Source organism: Acidovorax sp. DMC1 (assembly GCF_056314325.1).
The window spans coordinates 234,485-256,908 of sequence record NZ_JBQUYO010000008.1; the positions used below are offsets into that span (position 1 = coordinate 234,485).

Consider the following 22,424-nt stretch of genomic DNA (forward strand, 5'->3'; position numbering starts at 1 on the left):
TGACGCGATACGAAGCGGGCTGGTGTTACACCAAGGCCTTGATCTGGCTGTAGTTGATGGTTTTGCCGTTGGACAGGCTCAGCACCAGCTGTCCGTCTTCGGCACCTGCGGCGGTGACCTTGGACAGGCTCAACGGGGTGGAGTCCAGCTTGGTGGAGCCGTTGACGGCCGTCACGCGGAACTGCAGTGCATCGGTGGAGCCGGTGTACTTGCTGGCATCCCAGTCAAAGGCATGGCGGCCTGCGGCCTTGGCGCCCAGGTCGATGGTGTCCACCACTTGGCCGCCTGCAGTCGTGACCTCGATCTTCACGTTGGTGGCCGCCGAGCCCAGCTCGAATCCGCCCTTGCCCGTCTTGTCCGCCACCGCCAGGCTGGAGCCTTCGGTCAGCACGCTGCGGCCCACCAGGGCCGTGCCCTGCATGACTTGCAGCGAGTTGAACTGCGACGCCATGCTCTGCATGGTCTGGTTCAGTTGCTGGATGCCGGTCACCGTATTGATCTGCGCGATCTGCGAAGTCATCTGGGCGTTGTCCAGGGGGTTCATCGGGTCTTGATTGTTCAACTGCGCCACCAGCAGCTTCAGGAAGCGGTCCTGCGCGGCCGACGGGTCGCTGGCCGCGTTGGCTTTGGTGGACGCGTCTGTGGTGGTCGTGACGGCGTTGGTGGCACTGAGAATCATGGTGGGGTCTCCCGGGAATTACTGGCCCATCTGCAGGGTCTTGAGGAGCAGCGACTTGGCCGTGTTCATGACCTCGACGTTGTTCTGGTACGAGCGAGAGGCGGAGATCATGTTGACCATCTCCTCCACGGCATTGACGTTGGAGTGGGTCACGTAGCCCTCGGCGTCTGCTGAGGGGTGGCTGGGATCGTGCACGCGGCGGCCCGGCACATTGCTTTCGCTGATGCCGCTGACCTTGACGCCCGCAGAGCTGTCGGCGCCCATGGGCGCTGTCTGGAACACCACCTGGCGTGCCTTGTAGGCCTGACCGTCGGGACCGGCCACGGCATCCACGTTGGCCAGGTTGCTGGCCACCACGTTGAGCCGCTGCGACTGCGCGCTGATGGCGCTGCCGGACACATTGAAGATCGAGAACATGGACATGGGGTGGCTCGCTTTCTGCGCTACTGGGCTGCGTGGTTATTGGCCCTGAATGGCGCTGAGCATGGTTTTGGCGTTGCCGTTGATGAACCGCAGCGTGGCTTCGTAGCGCACGGCGTTGTCCACGAAGTTGGCACGCTCGCGGTCCAGGTCCACCGAGTTGTTGTCCAGGCTGGGCTGCGTCTGCACGGCATAGCCCAGCGCGCCCTGCCGGTCGATGCTGGTGCTGGAATTCACGGTGGGCAGCGGAATGTGGTGCGGATCGGTGGTGCCCGCGGTTCCGTACGAGCCGCTGGTGGCCAGCCGCGTGACGGCCGCGCCGGGCGTGCCGGTGGCCGAAGAGGTCACGCCCGTGGCCTCGCGCAGCGCATCGCCAAACTTGAAGTCCCGAGCCACATAGCCCGGCGTGTCGGCGTTGGCGATATTGCTGGCGATGGCGCGCTGGCGTTCACCGCGCAGCACCAGGGCGTTGCCGTGAAAATTCAGCTGGTTGGTCATCTTGTCAAGCATGTGTGCCTCACACCGTCGGTTGCAAAGTCGCCAGCCCAAGGGGCCTTTTTGGCGTGGTTCGATTATGGAAACCGCGCCTTTTTTCTAAAGCGCGAAGAAGTGGCAAATGGATGCGCAGTTCCGGGTTTTGCGCTCAAGGCGCGTGCCTATAGTTCCAGGGGTGAAATGGCCTCTGCCTTCCTCTGCGCACTGTGCGCGGGCAGTCTGGCCCGTCGATGCCCAAGGAGGCCCCCATGTCCACCCCTTCCCTTTTGATGCATGCCCGCCACGGCGCTGTACTGCACGGCGCGACCCGTTCGCCCCTGGTGGCCCGTGCCCGCGCTGTGCTGCGCATGCTGTGCTTGGTTGGGAGTGTGGCCGGGGTTCTGCTGGGTACTGCCGGTGTCGCTCATGCCCAGTCGGCGGCGGACCCTGCGGCAGACCTCGGTCCGCTCACCCAGCGCTGGCTGGACGATGCTTTGGCTCGCAACCAGTCCTCCGCACTGCCGCTGCGCATGGAAGTGAGTGTTGGCTCACTGGATTCGCGCCTGCGGCTGGCGCCCTGCGCGCGCGTTGAACCTTATCTCCCTGTGGGTGCCCGCCTGTGGGGCCGTACACGCCTGGGGCTGCGCTGTGTGGAAGGCGCGACCGCATGGAATGTGTTTTTACCCGTCACCATCAAAGCGTTTGGGCCCGCCTGGGTGCTGACGAACAATGTGGCGCCGGGCGCAGTATTGACTGCCAACGACGCCACCGAGGCCGAGGTGGATTGGGCGGCCGATGCCTCCCCCGTCCTGGCCAACCCCGACCTGTGGGTGGGTCAGACCGCCGCTCGCCAGCTGGTGGCGGGCCAGGCGGTGCGCCAGGCCATGGTGCGGGTCCCGCTGCTGTTCAAGGCAGGTGCGCAGGTCAAGGTGGTGGCCCAGGGGCCCGGCTACGCGGTCAGCTCGGCGGGCCAGGCGTTGACGGCGGGCTCCGCTGGACAGACTGTGCGCGTACGCATGGAGAATGGGCGTATCGTGAGCGGAACTGTGAACGATTCTGGGACGGTGGACGTCACTCTGTGATGACGCCCCGGTAATAAATGGCTAAAGTCCGGGCCAAATGGGTCGAAAACATTGCTACTGATGCCCCACATCCAACGGGGTGGTGGAGAGAGCGATGAAGATAGGTCAAACACCGGAACTGCCGGGCGGGTTGCCGCCGACGGGGCTTGCCAAGCAAGCCAAGGCTCCCGCCAGCGCTGCGGAAGGAGCCACGAAAGACGCACTGGTTGCGTCATCCGCCGGTGTGCCCGTCACGGTGTCCACCGCAGCCCGCGCTCTCAGCCCCGCCACCCGCAGCACGGCCGATTTTGATGCGGGCAAGGTCAAGGCCGTGCGCGCTGCCATCGAGAAGGGCGAGTTTTCGGTCGACGCGGAAGCCATTGCCGACAAACTGCTGTCCAACGCCCAGGAGATCCTGTCCCGCTCCCGGGGCTGATCTGCGTTTTGTTAGAGGGCGCAATTCATCGCACAATGCGCCATGACTCTGGAAGAATCTCTCTCAGCTGTTGAACAGCGGATCGAACAAGTCTCCGCCGCACTTCTCGCGGCAGATCCCCTCTCTCTGGAAAAACACAGTACGGCCTTGCGCGATGCGGCGGCCGATTTCTCGCGTGCGCTCGAACAAGCCGCCGCGCGTGGCATGCCGCTACCGGCTTCGCTGCAGAAGCGTGCGGATGCCATCCGCACCATGCTGACTTTGCACCGTGACAGCCTGGCCCGGTTGGCCGCCGTCACCGACCGCCAGGCCGCAGGCTTGTTGCCTCCGTCCAATGCAGCTTCTACCTACGGGGACGGCCTGGGCGCGCGGGGAGCTGCGCCAGGCGTGGCGCGCATTTACCGCTCTGCGGGCTGAGCACCCAAGACTTTTCTGAGGGAGGGTCGGGCCGGGGCGCAAGAGGTGTCCGCCCGCGCAGCCATCCAAACTGTTGGCCCCGCAATGCCTTGTGTTGCCCGGCTCGTGGCCCGACGCGCGGGCTCAGTGTGCGCGCATCTTGGCACGCAGGCGGGCAATCGACTGGCTGTGCAACTGGCACACCCGAGACTCGGTCACACCCAGCACGGCTGCAATTTCCTTGAGGTTCATGTCGTGTTCGTAGTACATGCCCATGATGTGCTGTTCCCGTTCCGGCAGGGTCTTGATGGCGTTGACCAGTGACGTCTTGAGCCGCTGATCGCGCAGCAACTCCACCGGGTCGGCCGCGCTGTCGGCAACATGACGGTCCAGAAACCCGTCCTCGTCGTCGTTGCCATGCGTCATGTCTTCCAGGTACACCAGCTGGGTACCGCGCACCTTGCCCAGCAGGTTCTGGTAGTCCGCCAGGCTCATGCCCATTTCGCCGGCTATTTCGGACTCCAGCGGGCTGCGTCCCAGCTTTTGCTCCAGCCGGTGCACAGCGTGTTCAATGTCTTTCTGGCTCTTGCGCGAGCTGCGGCTCATCCAGTCGCCCTCGCGCAACTCGTCGAGCATGGCGCCCCGGATGCGCTGGGTGGCAAAGGTTTCAAACTGCACGCCCTGCGCCACTTCATAGCGCGACAGGGCTTCGGCCAGCCCCATCATGCCGACCTGGATCAAGTCATCCAGTTCGACATTGGGAGGCAGCTTGGCGATCATGTGGTGCGCAATCCTCCGGACCAGCGGTACATGCTGGCGGATCATGGCATCGCGATCAAGCTGGCCTTTGGCGGTGTACATAGAGAGGGTGTTATGCACTGGTAGGGCGGGTATGCGATCTTGTTCTGGAGCCGCTTGGGGGTGCCATCACCCGAACTTCATCCGCCTCGCGGGGCTGGCGACTGGCCAGACCGTTGGGGGCAGTGCGGGTCAACGTGGGTACGTAGAGGTGCATCACAGGCTCTGGTCAGTGGCTCCGGACAAAATGCGCAGGCATGCCTGTCAAGTTGCTGGGTGTCAGCGCAGCCAGCGCTCCGTTCATGGTGCCCGCATTTTCCAGCAGTTGCAAGGCCAGACGCTGAAGATCCTGGGGGTTCTGCGTGGCAATGGTGGTGGTGCGAATGGGGCCGCCCAGATGGCGTTCGGCGCAGGCCTGCAGGGTCATCAACTGGGACTGGGCCTTGCGGCGTTCGGCGGCCGTGTTGCTGTGCAGCAAGGCTGCCACCATGCAGGGCAAGCCCGTGTGCAGCGCGATCTGCTTGAGGCTCTTGTAGCTCGTCATCACCCCGGCTGCGCCGCTGCCCATGACCACCAGCGGCACCGTGGCCGTGTGGGTGAGCAGGGGCCCCAGGGTGGCCGCCGGTGCGTGAATCACCATCAGACCGTAGGTTCTGAAGTAGGGCAACAGGCTTTCCATAGGCGATCGGGCGGTGTCACCGGCCTTGCGGCTCAGATGCTGCAGCCCCTTGGCCGCCGGAATCACTGCGAGCGAAGACGCAGTGGCGCCCAGGTTCAGGCTGGCACCGTCATTCCATGTGGCGTGTTGCAGCAGGTGCAGCAGCCCGGGGCTGTCGTCGGATTCCTGCGCCGTTCCGTCAAGCACCACCACCGGATAGCCCAGCCGCTGCAGGCTCGCACAGATCTGCCACAGCGTTTCCAGTCCATTCGCCGTGTTGCCCTGGCTGGCGACCGCCAGCAACCGCAGCTCCGCCTGCGGGGTGAGGCTGTGCAGGCTGGCGGCCTGGTGAAAACCGAGATCAAGCATCGACCAGCCCCCCCTCAGTCACGGTATCGGGAGAGTGCGAAAAAAAGAAGTTCAGGTCCGTGGCCTTGGGGTCGAAGGCCGACTTGGCGGGCGACCGCATGGAGGCGCTGATGAGCTGGTGGGCGTTGGCACGCTCCCAGTCCTCGGGCACCCGCTGGCCGTTGGTCACGCCGCGCAGCACCATTTGGTGGCGGATCAGCGCGTCAATCGCGGGGCCCAGCTTCACCGCTTCGTCCACCTTGGACAGGATGGCTTGCTGCGAACCGTCGGTCTTGAAAGCGGTGAGCACATCATCCAGCGTGTCGCCATGGCAACCGGCGTTGAGCACCAGCAGGCGGTTGACATGGGGCAGGTCCAGCACGTCCAGCATATCGCGCTTGCGCGGGTCGCGCGGGGCCACGCCGGTGGTGTCGATCAACACCATCTTTTTGCCGCTGAGCAGGCCCAGCAGGTCTTGCAGCGCGGCACGGTCGTGCGCCAGGTGCGCCACGATGCCCAGCATGCGGCCATAGGTGCGCAGTTGCTCGTGGGCACCCACACGGTAGGTGTCGAGTGTGATCAGGCCCACGCTGCCGGGGCCGTGGATGCGTGCACACATCGCTGCCAGCTTGGCCGTGGTGGTGGTTTTGCCCACGCCGGTAGAGCCCACCATGGCGAAGATGCCGCCCTGTTCATACAGGGGGGGATCGGTCTGGTCGGTCTTGAGGTTGCGCTCCAGCACCTCCATCAGCCAGCGTACCGATTCGCCCGCCGACAGGTCCTCGGGCATGCGTTCGAGCACTGCACGGGCCAGCGATGGGGAGTAGCCAGCACGGATCATCTTGAGCATCAGGTTGGACTGGATCGGGTTCTGGCGTGCCTGCCCCAGCCAGGCCAGCGTGTTGAAGCGGTCTTCGATCAGCTCCTTCATCGCATGCAGTTCGTTCATCACGCTCTGGTTGTTCGACTGGATCAGGTGGGCGCTGGGAGCCTCCTGCCGGCGGCGTGGTGGCTCGGGCGGGATGTCCATCGGGATGGTGCGCAGCGGGTTGTGGCGTGCCACGGAGGGGGCGGGCATGCGCTCGCGTTCGGGCTCCTGGTCGCGGCTGCGTTCAGACAGTGTCTGGGGTTCCGACGGGCCGTTCAGGGCCTCGTGGCGACGGCGCAGCATGCGCTCGCGCACATAGTCCTGGAACGACAGCGTGCTCATGGCCAGCTGTTCGGTGTCTTCCTCGACCGGGTTGCGGCCCAGAGCCGACGCTGCCGCCGGCTGGCTGGCGCGCTGTGGGGCGCTGCGCGGGGTGCTGGGCGCCAGCAGGGGCGCATTGGACGAAGAGGCGGGGGCACCCCCATCCAAGGCCGACAGCGTGTCTTCGGCCGTGGCCACCACTTCCACGCCGTTGGCCGTGGGGCGGTTGGACAGGATCAGCGTGCCGTCGCCAAAGGCCATGCGCGCCTTGGCCAGAGCCTCCCGGGAGGTGGGGGCGGTAAAGCGTTTGATGTTCATGCTGATGCACCTTTAAGGATCGGCCCAATACGGATGGTGTGGGTCTCTGGAATTTCACTGTGTGCCAGAACCTGCAGGCGGGGCGCCACGCGGCGCACCAGACGGGAGATGGCATTGCGGATCTGGTCGGGAACCAGCAGGCAGGCGGGCAGGCCCATCTCTTCCTGCTTGAGGGCCACTTCGGCGGCCTTCTGTGTGAGGATGTCGGCCACACCGGGGTCGAGCGCAGGGCCTGCCGTGTTGCCCAGGGCCTGCACCAAAAGGCGCTCCAGGCCGGGTTCGATGGCGATGACGTTGAGCTCGCGGGTGGGGCCGTAAATCTGCTGGACGATGGCTGGTGAGAGCGCGATGCGCACGCGGCGGGCCAGCTCGACGGGGTCGGAGACCGCACCCGCATGCTCGGCCAGCGTCTCGATGATGGTGCGGATATCGCGGATGTGCACAGACTCTTCCAGCAGCAGCTGGAGGACCTTCTGGAACGTTGCGATGGAGACCATTTTCGGGACCACTTCTTCGATGAGCTTGGGAGCCAGCTTGGCCACGTGCTCCACCAGCTGCTGCGTTTCGGTGCGGCTGAGAAGCTTGGCGGCTTGCACTTGCATCAAGTGTGACAAATGGGTGGCCATCACGGTTTCGGAATCAACGACGGTAAAACCCGCCATTTGTGCGGCTTCCTTCTGCCGATCGTCGATCCAGTGTGCTGGCAGGCCAAAGGCAGGGTCGGTGGTGGCCGTGCCGATCAGTGGGGTGGTGATGCCGCCGGGATTGATCGCCAGGAACATTCCGGGGAAGGCCTCGCCTTCTCCCACCACCACGCCACGCAGCGTGATGCGGTAGCCGCTGGGCTTGAGTTCGAGGTTGTCGCGCACATGCACGGCGGGGGGCAGGAAGCCCACTTCCTGCGCAAACTTGCGGCGCACGCCCTTGATGCGGGTGAGCAGGTCGCCCTGGCGGCTCTTGTCCACCAGACTGATCAGGCGGTAGCCCAGCTCCAGGCCCAGCAGGTCCACGGGCTGCAGGTCGTCCCAGGTGGCTTCGCCGTCGGTGACCGGTGGCGGAGGGGCCTCGACGACGGGCGGCACTTTCTGGCGCTCGTACATCATCCAGGCGCCATAACCCAGCAGCCCGCCCATGGTCAGGAACACCACATGCGGCATACCGGGGATCAGGCCCAGCAGGATCAGGATGCCTGCCGTGACACCCAGCACGCGGGGCGACATGAACAGCTGCTGCACGATCTGGCGGCCCATGTCGTGGTCCTTGCCCACGCGGGAGATCACCATGGCGGCGGCCACCGAGATCAGCAGGCCGGGAATCTGCGCCACCAGCGCATCACCAATGGCCAGCAGGATGTAGCTGTCGGCCGCCTGCTTGGCCGACAGGTCGTGCTGCAACACGCCAATCGTGAAGCCGCCAATGATGTTGATGAGCAGAATCAGAATGCCCGCCACGGCGTCGCCGCGCACGAACTTGGAGGCGCCGTCCATGGAGCCGAAGAAGTTGGCTTCTTCCGCCACTTCGGCGCGGCGGCGCTTGGCTTCCTTTTCGTCGATCAGGCCGGCGTTCAGGTCGGCGTCCACCGCCATCTGCTTGCCGGGCATGGCGTCCAGGGTGAAGCGGGCCGACACTTCGGCAATGCGCTCGGCACCCTTGGTGATCACCACGAAGTTGATCACCACGAGGATCGCAAACACGATCAGACCGACCGCGAAGTTGCCGCCGATCAGGAAGTGGCCGAAGGCTTCGATCACGGCACCCGCCGCGCCCGGGCCCTGGTGGCCTTCGAGCAGCACCACGCGCGTCGAGGCCACGTTCAGCGACAGGCGCATCAGGGTGGTCAGCAGCAGCACCGAAGGGAAGGCCGCGAAGTCCAGCGGGCGCAGCATGTAGGCCGCGACCATCATCACCATCAGCGCAACGGCGATGTTGAGCGTGAAGAAGGCATCCAGCAGCCACGGCGGGATGGGCAGCACCATCAACGCCAGAATCGCCACCACCAGCAGGGGGGCCGACAGGCCCTGCAGGGCGCTGGCGTTGGTGCCCGCCCATTGCTGCAAAGACTTTACGGAGGTGTTCATACGGCAGCACCTTGCACCGTGGTGCGGTTCAGCGGATCGAGTTCAGGCGGCACAAAAGGCTCCACCAGGCTGTCGGGCATGCGGCCTTCGCCACGCAGCGCGGCCTTGAGGCGGTACACATACGCCAGCACCTGGGCCACGGCGGTGTAGAGCGTGGCGGGGATGGCCTGGTCCAGCTCGGCATGGGCATACAGCGCGCGGGCCAGCATGGGCGACTGCAGCACGGGCACGTTGTGCTCTTTGGCCACGTCGCGGATCTTCATGGCGATGAGGTCGGTGCCGCGCGAGATCACCTGGGGCGCACTCATGGTCTTCTCGTCGTACTTGAGGGCCACCGCATAGTGGGTCGGGTTCATCACCACAAAATCGGCCTTGGGCACGGCGCTCACGCTGGCGCGGTCGGCGATTTCGCGCTGCTTCTGGCGGATGCGGCCCTTGATGTGGGGGTTGCCGTCCGACTCCTTGTGCTCCTGCTTGACTTCCTCGTGCGACATCTTCAGCCGCTCTTTGAAGAAGAACGCCTGCAAAGGCACGTCCACCAAAGCGGCCAGAAACACGACCAGCAACAACAGGCTCATGCCCGAAGTCAGCCAGTCGGCAATCTGGCGAAGGGCCATGGGGGAGGGTTGCAGCACCAGCATGGCAACGGTTTCGATGCTGTTGCCCAGGAACTTCCAGGCCACATAGGTCAGGATGGCCGTCATCAGCACCATCTTGGCCACGTTGGCCATCTGCTGCTTGGAAAACAGGTTGGCCAGCCCCGAGATCGGGTTGAGGCGGCTGAACTGGGGGGTGATGGGCTTGGCGCTGAGGATCCAGCCGCCCGCTCCGATGGCGCTGATCAGGGCCGCCGCGCTGGTCAGCGTGGCGAACACTGTGCTCGCGATCACGCCCACGATGACCATGTCCTGCAGCCGCGACAGCATGGTGCCCGGCGCCATCACCGTGGCCGCATTGAACGCCAGCTGCTGGCTCATGGCCCACTGCATGCGGTCCATCAGCTGTGGGGCCAGCAGCAGCATGCATGCGGCGCCCGCGCCCAGAATGGCCAGGTGCGACAAGTCGCGTGAGCGTGCCCCTTGGCCGTCTTCGCGTGCTTTCTGCAGCTTGCGCTCTGACGCGGGGAGGCTTTTTTCTTGGCTGGATTCCATGGTGGCATGACGGCTGGGGTCATGCCATTGTCGTGAGCGACCTGGAAATCTAAAGGTGGATAAGGGGGCTGCCGCCCCCTCTTTTCGGTGAGGCCCGGGGTGTTTTCAGTCGCTGGCGGGCGTCTGCCCGCTACGGCCGATGGTCATCAGCATTTTCAAAAATGATAGCGGCTAGGGCATATTGCACTAGCGCTTGAAGCACATTGGGCTGAAAACAGCGTGTCAGAAGCCCAGGCTGGCCAGCAGATCGTCCACCTGGGACTGGTCGGTGACCACGTCGGGCGTGTTGTCCGGGTCCACCACCGGGCCTTGCAGGTGGGCCGGGCGGGCGGGCTCGGCGGGTACCTGGGCGTTGGGCGGGGCCGTCTGGATGAGCAGTTGCACCAGTTGCTCTTCAATGGTGGCTGCCAGATTCACCACGCGCGCAATCACCTGGCCGGTGAGGTCGTGAAAATCCTGGGCCATCATGATTTCCGTGAGGTGCGTGTCGGCCTCTTTGGTCACACGCTCTACGTCAGTCAGGAAGTTGAAGATTTCGCCCTTGGCCACGGCTGCCACCGGGTCGGCGACCAGCGAATTGACGACCCTGCGTGTTTCCGCCGCAATGTAGTCGTGCTGCGCCTTGGCTTGCTCGACGCGGTTGAGCACCTTCTCGGCGGCCTCGCCCGTCAGCCGGGCGATGTATGACAGGCGGCTCTGGGCGTCGGGCAGTTCGCCCATGGAGCCGCGCAGCTTGTCGGCGTACCCCAGTTCATTCAGTGAATCGTGAAGCTGGCGGGTCAGCAGGCCAATCTTGTGGTGAACATCGGCTTCGGCGGCCGGCTGGCTGTTGTCCGGTGTGTCGTCCATGGTGTCATAGCCCCATCTTCTTCAGAATCAAGGTCACTTTCTCTTCCAGAGTTGCCTTGGTGAAGGGTTTGACGATGTAACCCGCAGCACCGCCCTGGGCGGCGGCGACGATGTCTTCCTTGCGCGCTTCGGCGGTCACCATCAGGACGGGCAGGTGCTTGAGCTTGTCGTCCTTCTTGATCTCGGCCAGCAGCTGGAAGCCGTTCATGTTGGGCATGTTGATGTCGGTCACCACGAAATCAAACTTGCTGTTGCGCAGTTTGTTGAGTGCGGCGACACCATCCTCGGCCTCGTCAGCGTCTGAGAACCCGCTCTCCTTGAGCAGGTTGCGAACGATGCGTCGCATGGTGGAGAAGTCGTCAACGATCAAAAAACGAAGGGCTGTGGTCACTTGGGACCCTTTCAGTCGAGATTTACTGTAAGCATTGTCATGGGCGGCAGGTTTGGTGACAAGTCGTAACTGTTACCTGCTTGGGGGGGGATTTTCCCGCTTTTCAGTCAACAGTTCTGTGGACGTGATTTCGGGAATCCCTTTGCCCATGAGCCGTTCTTCGGCCTCCCGGGTCAACACCGTGATGGTGATGCGCCGGTTGGAGGGGGAGCGTGGGTTCTTGGGGTCCAGCAGATCGCTGGCGGCCAAGCCCACCACGCGGCCCAGTTTAGCGTCTGGCATGCCGGCAGAGACCAGCTCTCGGCGCGAGGCGTTGGCCCGGTCTGCTGACAGCTCCCAGTTGCTGTACCCCTTTTCGCTGTTGCCATAGGGCACGGCGTCGGTGTGGCCTGCCAGACTGATGCGGTTTTCGACGCCACCAAGGGCCGCGCCAATTTCGCGCAGGATGTCGCGCATGTAGGGTTTTACCAACGCGCTGCCGCTGTCGAACATGGGGCGGTTTTGGTCGTCAATGATCTGGATCTGCAGCCCGTCGGGCGTGATGTCGATGCGGATCTGCGATTTGTACTCGTTCAGGCGCGGGTTTTCGGTGATCAGCGCATCGATCTTGGCCTCCAGGGCCTTGATGCGTTCCTGGTCCTGCTTGGCGCGTTCCGCCCGCGCGGCATCGATGCTCATGCGGCGCTGCTTGGCCTCTTCCACATCGGAGCGGCGCACCTGGCCGTGCACCTTGGCCAGATCGTTGCCGCCGCCGGGGATGACGCTGGAGCTGTTGCCCGCGCCGTCGCCGCCGGTCATCGCCACTTTGAGCGGCGACGCGAAATACGCCGCAATGCCCTGCAGCTCCCCCTTGGCCGTGGAGCCGAGCAGCCACATCAGCAGGAAGAACGCCATCATCGCCGTCACAAAGTCGGCATAAGCGATCTTCCAGGCGCCACCATGCACCGCATGGCCGCCTTTCTTGATGCGCTTGATGATGATGGGCTGGAGCTTCTTTTCTGCCATGGTGGTGGGAGCGTTGCGGCGCGGCTACGGCATGCGCGGCGGCTGCTACTTTTTGCCCTTCACGTGTCCTTCCAGCTCCGAGAAGCTGGGGCGTACGTTGGAGAACAGCACCTTGCGGCCAAACTCAATGGCGGTGGCGGGGTTGTAGCCCTGCATGCTGGCCAGCAGGGTGGACTTGATGCACTGCAGTTCCTTGGCAGCGTCCTCGGTCTTTTGCTCGACGAGTCCGCCCAGGGGTTCCACCACGCCGTAGGCCAGCAAGATGCCCAGGAACGTGCCCACCAGCGCCGAGCCGATCATGCCGCCCAGCACGGAGGGCGGCTGGCCCACCGAGCCCATGGTGTTCACCACCCCCAGCACGGCGGCCACGATCCCGAAGGCGGGCAGGGCGCCTGCAAGGCGCGCCAGGGCGGCCACCGGGGCGTGTGCTTCCTGATGGTGGGTGTCGATCTCGCTGTCCATCAGCGCTTCGATCTCGTGGGAATTCAGGTTGCCCGACACCATCATGCGCAGGTAGTCGGTGGTGAACTCGATCACGTGGTGGTCGCTGCCCACCGTGGGGTATTTCTTGAAGATCTCGGACTCGTGGGGTGTTTCCACATCCTTCTCAATGGCCATCAACCCCTCTTTGCGGGCCTTCTGCAGGATGTCATAGAGCATCGCCATCAGCTCCATGTAGCGCTCTTTGGTGTATTTGGAACCCTTGAGCGCCATCGGCAGTGCGGCCAAGGTGGCCTTGATCACCTTGGGCTGGTTATTCACCACAAATGCGCCCAGTGCGCCGCCCAAAATGGTGATGATCTCAAACGGCAGTGCCTTGAGAATCACGCTGATATTGCCCCCGTGCACGATGTACACACCGAAGATGCAGCCGAGGCAGACGACGTAACCGATGATGACAAACATGCTTTAGACGTTTAGGGCGGCGGCAGGGGCACGACTGCGCTGGGGAGGGCTGCAGTCCACGGATTGACCGAAGGTTACTGCAAATGTATCGGATTGCAGAACGCGAAATGCCCCAAGAGAGCGGTCAACAGGCTGCTTCTCGGGCGAATGGCCTCTGGCCGCTGCCACCGATGGAGCGTTGGTGGTCTTGCGCGCTGGGATGTGGGCGCTGCGATGGCCTTTCGGATGCCCGGCAAAGGGTCTGGGTGGCCTCTCGGGGACTATGTATACCCAGGTTTGTGTCAGAGCGTGGCGATGCGCTGATATTTATTGCCTATGGTGCTATCAATTTGATATTGATTGGAGTGAGTCCTTGCGCAGCGTGTCCGCCATCCGTGCGCCCGCATCGCATGCAAACGCCTCATTTGGACGGTGTTTCTGCTGTGACTGGACCTTTTTGGCCGTGAGGGCCTGCACTATGCTGCGGGCATGAAAGCCGTACTGCTCGCGGGGGGCCTGGGCACCCGCATCTCGGAAGAGTCGCACCTGCGTCCCAAGCCCATGATCGAGATCGGTGGGCGGCCCATCCTGTGGCACATCATGAAGATGTACGCCGCCCATGGCGTCAACGACTTCATCATCTGCCTGGGCTACAAGGGCTACGTCATCAAGGAATACTTCGCCAACTACTTCCTGCACATGTCGGACGTGACCTTTGACATGGCCAACAACCGCATGGAAGTGCACCACCGCCACGCCGAGCCCTGGCGCGTGACGCTGGTGGACACCGGCGAAAGCACCATGACCGGCGGGCGCTTGCGCCGTGTGCAGGAGTACCTGCCCGAAGGCGAGCCCTTCTGCTTTACTTATGGCGACGGTGTGGCCGACCTGGACATGACCGCGCAGTTTGCGTTCCACCGCGCCCACGGCCGCCAGGCCACGGTAACGGCCGTGTTGCCCCCAGGCCGCTATGGCGCCCTGATGCGCGACGGCGACCGGGTGGACGGTTTTGTGGAAAAACCGCGCGGGGACGGCGGCTGGATCAACGGCGGTTTTTTTGTGCTGCAGCCCGAGGTCATCGACTACATCGACGGCGACGCCACCAGCTGGGAGCTGGAACCCATGGCCCGCCTGGCTAGTAGCGATCAGCTGCGCGCCTTCGAGCACACCGGCTTCTGGCAGCCCATGGACACGCTGCGCGAGAAAAACCTGCTCGAAGACCTGTGGCAATCGGGCCGCGCGCCCTGGAAATGCTGGTAAGCACGATGCGCCCTGATCCCGACTTCTGGCGCGGCAAGCGCGTGTTGCTCACCGGCCACACCGGCTTCAAGGGCGCGTGGCTGGCCCTGTGGCTGCAACGCCTGGGCGCGCAGGTGACCGGCATTGCGTTGCCCCCTGCTAGCGAGCCCAACCTGTTCACCCTGGCGCAGTTGGGGCAGGTCGGCCCGGGTATGGAGAGCCATTTTTGCGACATCCGCAACGCCCCGGCTCTGGCCCTGCGCGTGCACGCCGCCCGGCCCGATGTGGTGCTGCACCTGGCCGCGCAGGCGCTGGTGCGGCCCGGCTATGCAGCGCCACTCGACACCTTTGCCACCAACGTCATGGGCACGGCGCATGTGCTGGACGCGCTGCGTGGGCTGGCGGGCGTGCGCGTGGCCGTGGTGGTCACCACCGACAAGGTCTACCGCAACCGCGAATGGGCCTACCCCTACCGCGAAGAAGACTCATTGGGCGGGCACGACCCCTACAGCGCCAGCAAGGCGGCGGCGGAGTTGGTAACCGCCAGCTACCGTGATTCCTTTCTTGCAGCCCAGGGTGTGGCGGTGGCCACCACCCGCGCGGGCAATGTGATTGGCGGCGGCGACTGGGCGCAAGACCGCTTGCTGCCCGACGCCGTGCGCGCCTGGGAGAAGGGTGAGACCCTGCGTATCCGCCGCCCCCAGGCAACGCGTCCCTGGCAGCACGTGCTGGAGCCGTTGGCCGCCTACCTGCGCCTGGCCCAATGCTTGTGGGAATCGCCCGCACTGGCCGGTTCCTACAACTTTGGCCCGCTACCGCACGAGGCCGCTACGGTCAAAAATGTCATCGAATTAGCCTCCAGCGCATATCCTTCCGGCGCAACAAGCTATGAAAAAGAGAGTGATGGCCCCCACGAAGCCGGCTGGCTCGCGCTGGAGACTGCCCACGCCCGCCAGGTGCTGGGCGTCGCCCCGCATTGGGCGCTGAACACCGCCGTGGCCCGCACCATGAACTGGTACCGACAGCACCATGGCGGCGCCGATGCGCGCGCGCTGTGCATGGCCGACATCGACGCGTGGGAGGCCCGCCCATGAGCCGCCTGGCCCTGGCGCCGCTGCCGCTGGCAGGGTTGTTCCGTGTGCAACGCCAGCCGTTGGTGGACGAGCGCGGCTTTTTTGTGCGCCTGTTCTGCACCGATGAACTGGCGGGCGCAGGCTGGGCGGGCCCGATCGCCCAAGTCAACCAGAGCTATACAGCCCTCCAAGGCACCGTGCGTGGCATGCACTACCAAAAGCCGCCGCACGCCGAAATGAAACTGGTGACCTGCCTGCGTGGCGAGGTCTGGGACGTGGCCGTGGACCTGCGCCAGGGCTCTCCCACCTTTTTGCAGTGGCATGCCGAGTATTTATCCGCAGACAACGGCAACGCACTGCTCATCCCGCCCGGTTTTGCGCACGGCTTCCAGGCGCTGACCGACCATGCAGAGCTGCTGTATTGCCACTCTGCGGCCTATGCACCTGCCGCCGAAGCGGGCCTGAACCCGCTGGACCCGCGCCTGGCCGTGGCTTGGCCCCTGCCGGTGGGGCAAATGTCGCCGCGCGACGCAGGTCAGCCCGGGATGACCGAAGAATTCGAAGGAGTGCGCCTGTGAAGTGCCGACACTGCGGCAACCCGCTGCGACTGCCGTTCCTGGACCTGGGCAGCGCGCCCCCGTCCAATGCCTACCTGCGCGAGGCCGCGTTGCGCGCGCCCGAAACCTGGTTCCCCCTGCGCCTCTTGGTGTGCGAAACCTGCTGGCTGGTGCAGACCGAAGACCACGCCGGGCGCGAGGCGCTGTTCACCGACGACTACGCGTATTTCAGTTCGTTCTCCTCGTCGTGGCTGGCCCATGCCCAGGCCTATGTCGAGGCGATGCGTGAGCGCCTGGGCCTCACCGCCGCCAGCCGCGTGGTCGAGGTCGCGTCCAACGATGGCTACCTGCTGCAGTACGTGCAGGCGGCGGGCATCCCCTGCTACGGCGTGGAGCCCACCGCCAGCACGGCGGCGGCGGCTCGCGCCAAAGGCATAGCGGTGGTGGATCGGTTCTTTGGCGTGGCGCTGGCCGACGAGCTGGCCGCTGCCGACCGCCAGGCCGACCTGATCGCCGCCAACAACGTGCTAGCGCATGTGCCCGACATCAACGACTTTGTGGGCGGCTTCACGCGGCTGCTCAAGCCCCACGGTGTGGCCACCTTCGAGTTTCCGCACCTGCTGCGCATGGTGCAGGGGTGCCAGTTCGACACGGCGTACCACGAGCACTACTCGTATTTGTCGCTCACGGCGGTGCAGTGCATCTTTGCGGCCAACGGCCTGATGGTGATCGATGTGCAGGAGCTGCCCACGCATGGCGGCAGCCTGCGCGTGTTTGCCGCCCGCGCCGATACCGTGGGCCACCCCCAGGTAACGGCTGAAGGCGCCGTCCGCGTGCAGCAACTGCTGGCCAACGAGGCCACGGCCGGCATGCTGGGCGCAGGTTTTTACAGCGATTTTCAGGCCCAGGCCATACGGGTCAAGCGCGAGCTGCTCATATTTTTGCTGCAATGCCAGGCCGCCGGCATCACCGTAGGCGCCTACGGCGCGGCCGCCAAGGGCAACACCCTGCTCAACTTTGCCGGTGTGCGGCCCGACCTGCTGCCCTACGCGGTGGACAAAAACCCGGCCAAACAAGGCCAGTACCTGCCCGGCAGCCACATCCCGGTGGTGAGCGAGGCGCACCTGCGCGCCCACAAGCCGCAGCGCATCCTGATCCTGCCCTGGAACCTGCGCAGCGAGGTGGCCGAGCAGCTGGACTACACGCGCAGCTGGGGCGCGCAGCTGGTGGTGGCCGTGCCCCGTCTGGAGGTGTTCTAGATGATCGAGCTGCACCCCAGCGCCAAGGTCTCGCACCTGGCCGACATTGAAGACTCTGTGCGCGGCACGCGCATCGTGGTGGGCGCACATTCGGTGATCGACAGCTTCGTCAAGGTCAAGCCTGCGGGCGGCAGCGGCGACCTGGTGGTGGGCGAACATGTGGTCATCAACGCGGGCTGCGTGCTCTACACCGGCAACGGCATCCACATCGGTAATTACGTGGCGATTGCCGCCAACTGCACCTTTGCGCCGGTCAACCATGCCTATGCCGAACTTGGCCGGTTGATCCGCGAGCAGGGCTTTCTGCCCAGCAAGGGTGGCATCGTGATTGAGGACGACGTGTGGATCGGCGCTAACTGCGTGCTGCTCGACGGCGCCGTGCTGCGGCGCGGCTGCGTGGTGGGCGCAGGCTCCATCGTGCGCGGGGAGCTGCTGGCGTACACCGTGTATGCGGGTCAATCGCTGGCGGCCGTGGGGGAGCGCCGGTGACGGACCTGCCCCCTTCGACGTTTACGGTGCTGGGCGCCACGGGCTACATCGGCAGCCGCTTGGTGGCGCACCTGCGGGCCCAGGGCCACACCGTGTGGGCGCCACCGCGCGGCGATGCCGAGGTGTTCACCCGCGCGCTGGGCCATGTGATCTATTGCGTGGGGCTCACCGCCGACTTCCGCACACGCCCGTTCGACACGGTGGACGCCCATGTGGGCCTGTTGGCCGAGGTGCTGCGGCGCGCGCAGTTCGACTCGCTGCTGTACCTGTCGTCCACCCGGGTCTACATGGGGGCGGCCTCCACGCACGAAGACGCCCCGCTGTCCGTGCTGCCGGGTGTCCCGTCATACCTGTACAACTTGACCAAGCTCACCGGCGAATCGCTGTGCCATGCCTGCGGACGCCCCGGGGTGCGCGTGGCGCGCCTGTCCAACGTAGTCGGGCCGGGGATGGACGCCGCATCGGGCAACCTGGTGGCCGACCTGCTGCGCCAGGCGCGGCAGGGCCACATCGTGCTGCGCTCCGATCCGCAGTCCGCCAAGGACTATGTGCACGTGGACGACCTGCTCGACGGGTTGCCGCGCATTGCGCTGGCGGGCCGCGCGAGTGTCTACAACGTGGCCAGCGGCGTGCAGATAACGCATCGGCAGTGGCTGGAGTGGCTGGCCAGCACCCACGCGGCGACCTTCGCCATCACAGAGCCTGCGCCGTGGCAGGGGTTCGCACCCATCGATGTGACGCGCCTGCGCGATGAATTCGCTTGGAAGCCCCGTCGCATCCTGGTTGACGGCGAGGCGTGGTAATTTTTTACGACAGAGAAGGGAAACGGATATGGCAAACCATTTGCACCCGGTATTTTTCGGAACCACGGAACCCGCAGCCTTCCTGCAAGGCATTCAGCAAGCGGTGAACCAAATCAGCGGCCAGGACGGCATCTACGCGGGTGACAATCTTTTCACCTACCACCGCAATTTGGGTTTTCTGGAAGATGAGCCACTGATGCGCGCGTTTAATGCGCACGCCGGTACGGAAATCGAAAAGGCCGTGCTGTGGCGCATATCCACAGTGCTGTGGGGTGTGCGCAATGGGCTGCGGCTGGAGGGAGATTTTGTGGAATGTGCCTGCTACAAGGGCACAACTGCGCGGATTGTGTGCGACGCGGTGGACTTTGCCAGCCGGCAGGATCGCCACTATTACCTGTACGACCTGTTCGATCACGACCCCTCGCTCCCGCACCATGCCATGCCGGAGCACAGCAAGCAGTTGTATGCGCAGGTGAAAGAGCGGTTCTCCGGCTTTGGCAACGTGACCGTGACGCAAGGCAAAGTGCCCGACGTGCTGGCCGAGGTCGCGCCCCGCAAGATCGCCTTCATGCACCTCGATATGAACAATGCGGAGGCTGAGGTTGGCGCGCTGGAAGTGCTGTTTGAACGCATGGTTCCAGGGGCCGTACTGATTCTGGATGACTATGGCTGGCTCGCGTACCGGGCGCAAAAGCTGGCCGAGGACCCCTGGTTTGCCAAGTACGGGTACCGTGTGCTGGAAATGCCCACCGGCCAGGGCCTGTTGATCAAATAAAAGGCGTGACCATGCATCCATCAGAACAATTTCGCCTGGAGCGGCAAGCGCGTCTGGAGTCGTATGCCAGCGATGGGGCGTTTCAGACCCTGTCGCGCGACTGGCTGCAGGCCTCGATGCAGCGGCAGTACGTCTACAACTTCGACTGGATGGGGCGGCCCATCATCCAGTACCCGCAGGACATGGTGGCCATGCAGGAGCTGGTGTGGCGCGTGCGGCCCGACCTCATCATCGAGACCGGCATCGCCCACGGCGGCTCGCTGGTGCTCAGCGCCTCGCTGCTGGCGCTGCTGGACATGAGCGATGCGATTGAAGCCAGCACCACGATGGACCCGCGCGCATCGCGCCGCAAGGTGCTGGGCGTGGACATCGACATCCGCGCCCACAACCGTGCCGCCATCGAAGCCCACCCCATGGCCAGCCGCATCGCGATGATCCAGGGCTCGGCTGTGGCGCCCGAGGTGGTGCAGCAGGTGCGCGACTTTGCCCAGGGCTACCAGCGCGTGCTGGTGTGCCTGGACTCCATGCACACGCACGACCATGTGCTGGGGGAGCTCGACGCCTATGCGCCCCTGGTGACGCCCGGGAGCTACTGTGTGGTGTTCGATACCTTTGTGGAAGACATGCCGCCCAAGTTCTTTGCCGACCGACCCTGGGACGTGGGCAACAACCCCAAGACGGCGGTGCGCCAGTGGCTGGCCGGGCATGCGGAATTCGAGGTCGATGCGGAGATGGAGCAGCGTCTGCAGGTCACGGTGGCGCCCGAGGGATTCTTGCGCCGCCGCGCCAGCTGAGGATGCAAGCCCTAGATTTTGCGCCCGGATCTAAAGGATTTTGGGGCTCGGCGCTAGCTGGATAAACGCTGGATGCTATCAATTCAGGCTCGACGACTCAAATCGCCTGCGCCCGCTGTGAATCTTGCGCCGTCTGCGCCTGCCGTTCCATGGCGCGCATGGCGTATTGCAGGTACGTCACGGCAAAGTCGGGATGGCCGTGTGCGTTCTCCACTTCTGCCAGGCAAGCCAGCGCCACCGGGTCGTGCGGCACGGCGTTGAGCACCATCTCGGCCAAGCCAGTCACAGCGATCCAGTTCCGGTCGGTGATGGATGCCGCGCCATCGAGGCCGGGCGCTGTGGCGCTGTGGCCCGCCTTGGCCTTGTCCACCAGACTCTGCAGGCGCTGGTGCGCTTCGCTCAGGCTGATGCGCTGGCCGGGCTTCACGCCCACGCCGGGTACGGGCGGCGCGCTCCATTCGGCCGGGCAGTCCTGCAGCCATGCGGCCATGGCCGCCTGCTGCGCCGCAGGGTCGCCCGGGTGCGCCGATGCCGCCAGCCACTGCAGCCACATCGAGCGCAGGCCGTCCGCAAAGTGGTGGTTGAACACGTCTTCCCGCATGAGCGGCGAGTTCTCCACCTCGTCGCGCAAGCCCTGGCGCAGCTGATTCAGCGCGGGCACGTCGCTGGCCAGTTCGCAGGCAATGCGCACATAGTCTTCGGGCGTCTTGCCCAGCCATTCCGTGCGCCCCAGGTAGGTGAGCAGCCCCACGCCCATGCGGCTCTTGAAGCTCTCGCCCACCATGGACACCAGCGGCACGCCCATCCAGAGCACGTCGAAGGTGGTGGTTCCGCCCGTGAGCGGAAACGGATCCAGGGCGATGTCGATGTGGTGGTAGGTCAGGTACTGGTTGTCGCCGCTCAGGCCCAGCAGGTCGAGCCGTTCGGTGTCCACGCCCAGCGCCTGGCAGCGCAACCGGTACTCGCTGGCAAAGCCCGGTTCGCCAAGGTTTTTGCCTTCGATCAGCAGACGCGAGCCCGGCACCGCCTGCAGGATGCGGCCCCACAGGCGCAGCACGTCGTCGGTGAGCTTGCCCAGGTTGTTGCACGAGCCAAACGTGATGAAGCCGTTGGCCAGCGCCGGGGTGGGGCGCACCAGATAGCGGGGCTGATAGCGCCACAGCGGGTGGCGGCTCATCGGACGGTAGCAGGCGAACAGGGTGGGCAGGCGGTAGAGCTGCTCGGTGTATTGATCCTGCGCATCCGGTGGGTCGGTGACCTCGTCGGTGAACTTGTAGTCCACGGCCTGGAGCCCCGTGGTGGCAGGAAATCCCAGCCACGACACCTGCACCGGCGCCGGCTTGTGGGCCAGGGCCAGCAGGCCGTTGTGGCCGGTGTGCCCCGCCAGATCGATCAGGATGTCGATGCCATGGGCACGGATGGCCTGCGCCTGCTGTGCCCCGTTCAGGCCCGCCAGGCGCACGAAGTGGTCTGCATGGTGCTCCACGCGCGCCGTCACCTGGTCGTCGCGCGGAAACAGATAGAAGGCGAACACCTCGAACTGGCGCCTGTCCAGCTGGGCCAACAGGCCTTCCACAAAGTACATCACCGAGTGGATGCGGAAGTCCGGTGAGAGGAAGCCGATGCGCAGCCGTCGCCAGGGATCGCCACGATGATCGGCGTGGTCGGGCCAGCTGGGCTGGAGGGCGGGCTCGAACGCCTGCGCAAAATCCCGCGCCGCGCTCGCCAGCATGGCCGCGTCGGCGTCTGGGTCGGCCAGCATGAAAAGCAGCCGGTTGGTGTGGTTGGCATAGTCGGCCGGCGTGAGGGCGATGGCGGCCAGGCAGTCCTGCACCGCCTGCTTGACCTGGCCCAGCTCGCGCCGGTGGATGGCCTTCTGGGTGAGGGCTGACGATTTCTCGGCCGTGGTGGTGGCCAGGGCGGCCGCACGCTCGGCGGCCTGGAAGCCTTGCTCGTGGCGGGCAATGAGGTAGCAGCATTGCGAGAGGATGAGCCAGCACACCGACTTGTCGGGGCGCAGCTCGCACACGCGCTGCAAGATGGGCAGGGCCTCGGTGTTGCGCGCCAAGCCCAGAAGCAAATTGCCGTAGTTGATCAGCAGTTCCGCATCGCCGGGCCATTGGGCGGCAGCGTGGCGGTAGACCTCGGCGGCCTCGTCCTTGCGGCCCAGGCAGTCGAGTGCGTGACCCAAGTAACGGTGGGCCTGCAACTGGCGTGAATTCTTGCGCAAGGCCTGCTTGCACAGCCGCGCGAGCAGCTCCCATTGGCCCGATTCGAGCGCGGCCTGCATCCTGGGGTC

At 64.9% G+C, this 22,424-nt stretch carries 24 protein-coding genes; 11 read left to right on the top strand and 13 right to left on the bottom strand.

Going from position 1 to position 22,424, the window contains the following annotated elements:
- Positions 1-25: 25 nt before the first annotated feature.
- The 3 genes from ACT531_RS17365 to flgB are packed head-to-tail and all read right to left on the bottom strand — an operon-like array spanning position 26 to position 1,609.
- Positions 26-679 (bottom strand): flagellar hook assembly protein FlgD, encoded by a 654-nt coding sequence (locus tag ACT531_RS17365; RefSeq protein ID WP_209820602.1) that lies wholly within the window; start codon positions 677-679, stop codon positions 26-28.
- An 18-nt stretch (positions 680-697) separates the two neighbouring features.
- On the bottom strand, positions 698-1,102 hold the full coding sequence (gene flgC / locus ACT531_RS17370; RefSeq protein ID WP_015015832.1) for a flagellar basal body rod protein FlgC: 405 nt from the start codon (positions 1,100-1,102) through the stop codon (positions 698-700).
- A 36-nt stretch (positions 1,103-1,138) separates the two neighbouring features.
- Positions 1,139-1,609 (bottom strand): flagellar basal body rod protein FlgB, encoded by a 471-nt coding sequence (flgB, locus tag ACT531_RS17375; protein ID WP_060987142.1) that lies wholly within the window; start codon positions 1,607-1,609, stop codon positions 1,139-1,141.
- Between the two features lie 332 nt (positions 1,610-1,941).
- Between flgB and flgA the strand changes: the two genes are divergently transcribed.
- The 3 genes from flgA to ACT531_RS17390 all read left to right on the top strand — a co-directional run bounded on the left by flgA (position 1,942) and on the right by ACT531_RS17390 (position 3,487).
- Positions 1,942-2,655 (top strand): flagellar basal body P-ring formation chaperone FlgA, encoded by a 714-nt coding sequence (gene flgA, locus ACT531_RS17380; RefSeq protein ID WP_476018252.1) that lies wholly within the window; start codon positions 1,942-1,944, stop codon positions 2,653-2,655.
- A gap of 94 nt (positions 2,656-2,749) precedes the next feature.
- A complete protein-coding gene (flgM, locus tag ACT531_RS17385) occupies positions 2,750-3,070 on the top strand; it encodes a flagellar biosynthesis anti-sigma factor FlgM (RefSeq protein ID WP_110961863.1) in 321 nt (106 codons plus the stop codon).
- A 42-nt stretch (positions 3,071-3,112) separates the two neighbouring features.
- On the top strand, positions 3,113-3,487 hold the full coding sequence (locus tag ACT531_RS17390; protein WP_110961864.1) for a hypothetical protein: 375 nt from the start codon (positions 3,113-3,115) through the stop codon (positions 3,485-3,487).
- Between the two features lie 123 nt (positions 3,488-3,610).
- Here the strand turns inward: ACT531_RS17390 and ACT531_RS17395 are convergent, their stop codons facing one another.
- The 9 genes from ACT531_RS17395 to motA form a co-directional block, all read right to left on the bottom strand.
- Positions 3,611-4,327, bottom strand: a complete 717-nt coding sequence (locus ACT531_RS17395; protein WP_015015827.1) for an RNA polymerase sigma factor FliA — start codon at positions 4,325-4,327, stop codon at positions 3,611-3,613.
- A gap of 166 nt (positions 4,328-4,493) precedes the next feature.
- Positions 4,494-5,291: a hypothetical protein gene (locus tag ACT531_RS17400; protein ID WP_476018223.1), complete on the bottom strand. Its 798-nt coding sequence runs from the start codon at positions 5,289-5,291 to the stop codon at positions 4,494-4,496.
- On the bottom strand, positions 5,284-6,777 hold the full coding sequence (gene flhF, locus ACT531_RS17405) for a flagellar biosynthesis protein FlhF (RefSeq protein WP_476018224.1): 1,494 nt from the start codon (positions 6,775-6,777) through the stop codon (positions 5,284-5,286). The genes ACT531_RS17400 and flhF overlap by 8 nt, the downstream gene beginning before the upstream one ends.
- Entirely contained in the window at positions 6,774-8,855 is a 2,082-nt protein-coding gene (flhA, locus tag ACT531_RS17410) for a flagellar biosynthesis protein FlhA (RefSeq protein ID WP_015015824.1), read from the bottom strand. Before flhA ends, flhF begins: the two co-directional genes overlap by 4 nt.
- Positions 8,852-10,006 (bottom strand): EscU/YscU/HrcU family type III secretion system export apparatus switch protein, encoded by a 1,155-nt coding sequence (locus ACT531_RS17415; RefSeq protein ID WP_476018225.1) that lies wholly within the window; start codon positions 10,004-10,006, stop codon positions 8,852-8,854. Before ACT531_RS17415 ends, flhA begins: the two co-directional genes overlap by 4 nt.
- Positions 10,007-10,228: 222 nt before the next feature.
- Positions 10,229-10,855, bottom strand: coding sequence for a protein phosphatase CheZ (locus ACT531_RS17420; protein ID WP_110961869.1), 627 nt, complete (start codon positions 10,853-10,855; stop codon positions 10,229-10,231).
- Positions 10,856-10,859: 4 nt separating this feature from the next.
- On the bottom strand, positions 10,860-11,246 hold the full coding sequence (gene cheY / locus ACT531_RS17425; RefSeq protein WP_015015821.1) for a chemotaxis response regulator CheY: 387 nt from the start codon (positions 11,244-11,246) through the stop codon (positions 10,860-10,862).
- Between the two features lie 72 nt (positions 11,247-11,318).
- The gene (gene motB, locus ACT531_RS17430; RefSeq protein WP_476018226.1) at positions 11,319-12,251 is read right to left on the bottom strand and encodes a flagellar motor protein MotB; all 933 of its coding nucleotides are present in this window, start codon (positions 12,249-12,251) and stop codon (positions 11,319-11,321) included.
- Between the two features lie 45 nt (positions 12,252-12,296).
- The gene (motA, locus tag ACT531_RS17435; protein WP_056748020.1) at positions 12,297-13,157 is read right to left on the bottom strand and encodes a flagellar motor stator protein MotA; all 861 of its coding nucleotides are present in this window, start codon (positions 13,155-13,157) and stop codon (positions 12,297-12,299) included.
- Between the two features lie 468 nt (positions 13,158-13,625).
- Between motA and rfbF the strand changes: the two genes are divergently transcribed.
- The 8 genes from rfbF to ACT531_RS17475 are packed head-to-tail and all read left to right on the top strand — an operon-like array spanning position 13,626 to position 20,125.
- Positions 13,626-14,396 (top strand): glucose-1-phosphate cytidylyltransferase, encoded by a 771-nt coding sequence (gene rfbF, locus ACT531_RS17440; RefSeq protein WP_476018227.1) that lies wholly within the window; start codon positions 13,626-13,628, stop codon positions 14,394-14,396.
- Between the two features lie 5 nt (positions 14,397-14,401).
- The gene (gene rfbG / locus ACT531_RS17445; RefSeq protein ID WP_476018228.1) at positions 14,402-15,469 is read left to right on the top strand and encodes a CDP-glucose 4,6-dehydratase; all 1,068 of its coding nucleotides are present in this window, start codon (positions 14,402-14,404) and stop codon (positions 15,467-15,469) included.
- On the top strand, positions 15,466-16,026 hold the full coding sequence (locus ACT531_RS17450; protein ID WP_476018229.1) for a dTDP-4-dehydrorhamnose 3,5-epimerase family protein: 561 nt from the start codon (positions 15,466-15,468) through the stop codon (positions 16,024-16,026). The genes rfbG and ACT531_RS17450 overlap by 4 nt, the downstream gene beginning before the upstream one ends.
- Complete coding sequence (locus tag ACT531_RS17455; RefSeq protein ID WP_476018230.1) at positions 16,023-17,264, top strand: methyltransferase domain-containing protein; 1,242 nt, start codon at positions 16,023-16,025, stop codon at positions 17,262-17,264. Before ACT531_RS17450 ends, ACT531_RS17455 begins: the two co-directional genes overlap by 4 nt.
- On the top strand, positions 17,265-17,753 hold the full coding sequence (locus ACT531_RS17460; RefSeq protein WP_476018231.1) for an acyltransferase: 489 nt from the start codon (positions 17,265-17,267) through the stop codon (positions 17,751-17,753).
- On the top strand, positions 17,750-18,556 hold the full coding sequence (locus ACT531_RS17465) for an NAD-dependent epimerase/dehydratase family protein (protein ID WP_476018232.1): 807 nt from the start codon (positions 17,750-17,752) through the stop codon (positions 18,554-18,556). Before ACT531_RS17460 ends, ACT531_RS17465 begins: the two co-directional genes overlap by 4 nt.
- The gene (locus ACT531_RS17470) at positions 18,504-19,331 is read left to right on the top strand and encodes a class I SAM-dependent methyltransferase (RefSeq protein ID WP_121508453.1); all 828 of its coding nucleotides are present in this window, start codon (positions 18,504-18,506) and stop codon (positions 19,329-19,331) included. Before ACT531_RS17465 ends, ACT531_RS17470 begins: the two co-directional genes overlap by 53 nt.
- 11 nt (positions 19,332-19,342) lie before the next feature.
- Positions 19,343-20,125: a cephalosporin hydroxylase family protein gene (locus ACT531_RS17475; protein ID WP_476018233.1), complete on the top strand. Its 783-nt coding sequence runs from the start codon at positions 19,343-19,345 to the stop codon at positions 20,123-20,125.
- Between the two features lie 97 nt (positions 20,126-20,222).
- On the opposite strand, the gene ACT531_RS17480 is transcribed toward ACT531_RS17475, so the two are convergent.
- Positions 20,223-22,415 carry an O-linked N-acetylglucosamine transferase, SPINDLY family protein gene (locus tag ACT531_RS17480; protein WP_476018234.1) on the bottom strand — a complete coding sequence of 731 codons (2,193 nt, stop codon included), beginning with the start codon at positions 22,413-22,415 and terminating at the stop codon, positions 20,223-20,225.
- Positions 22,416-22,424: the final 9 nt, after the last annotated feature.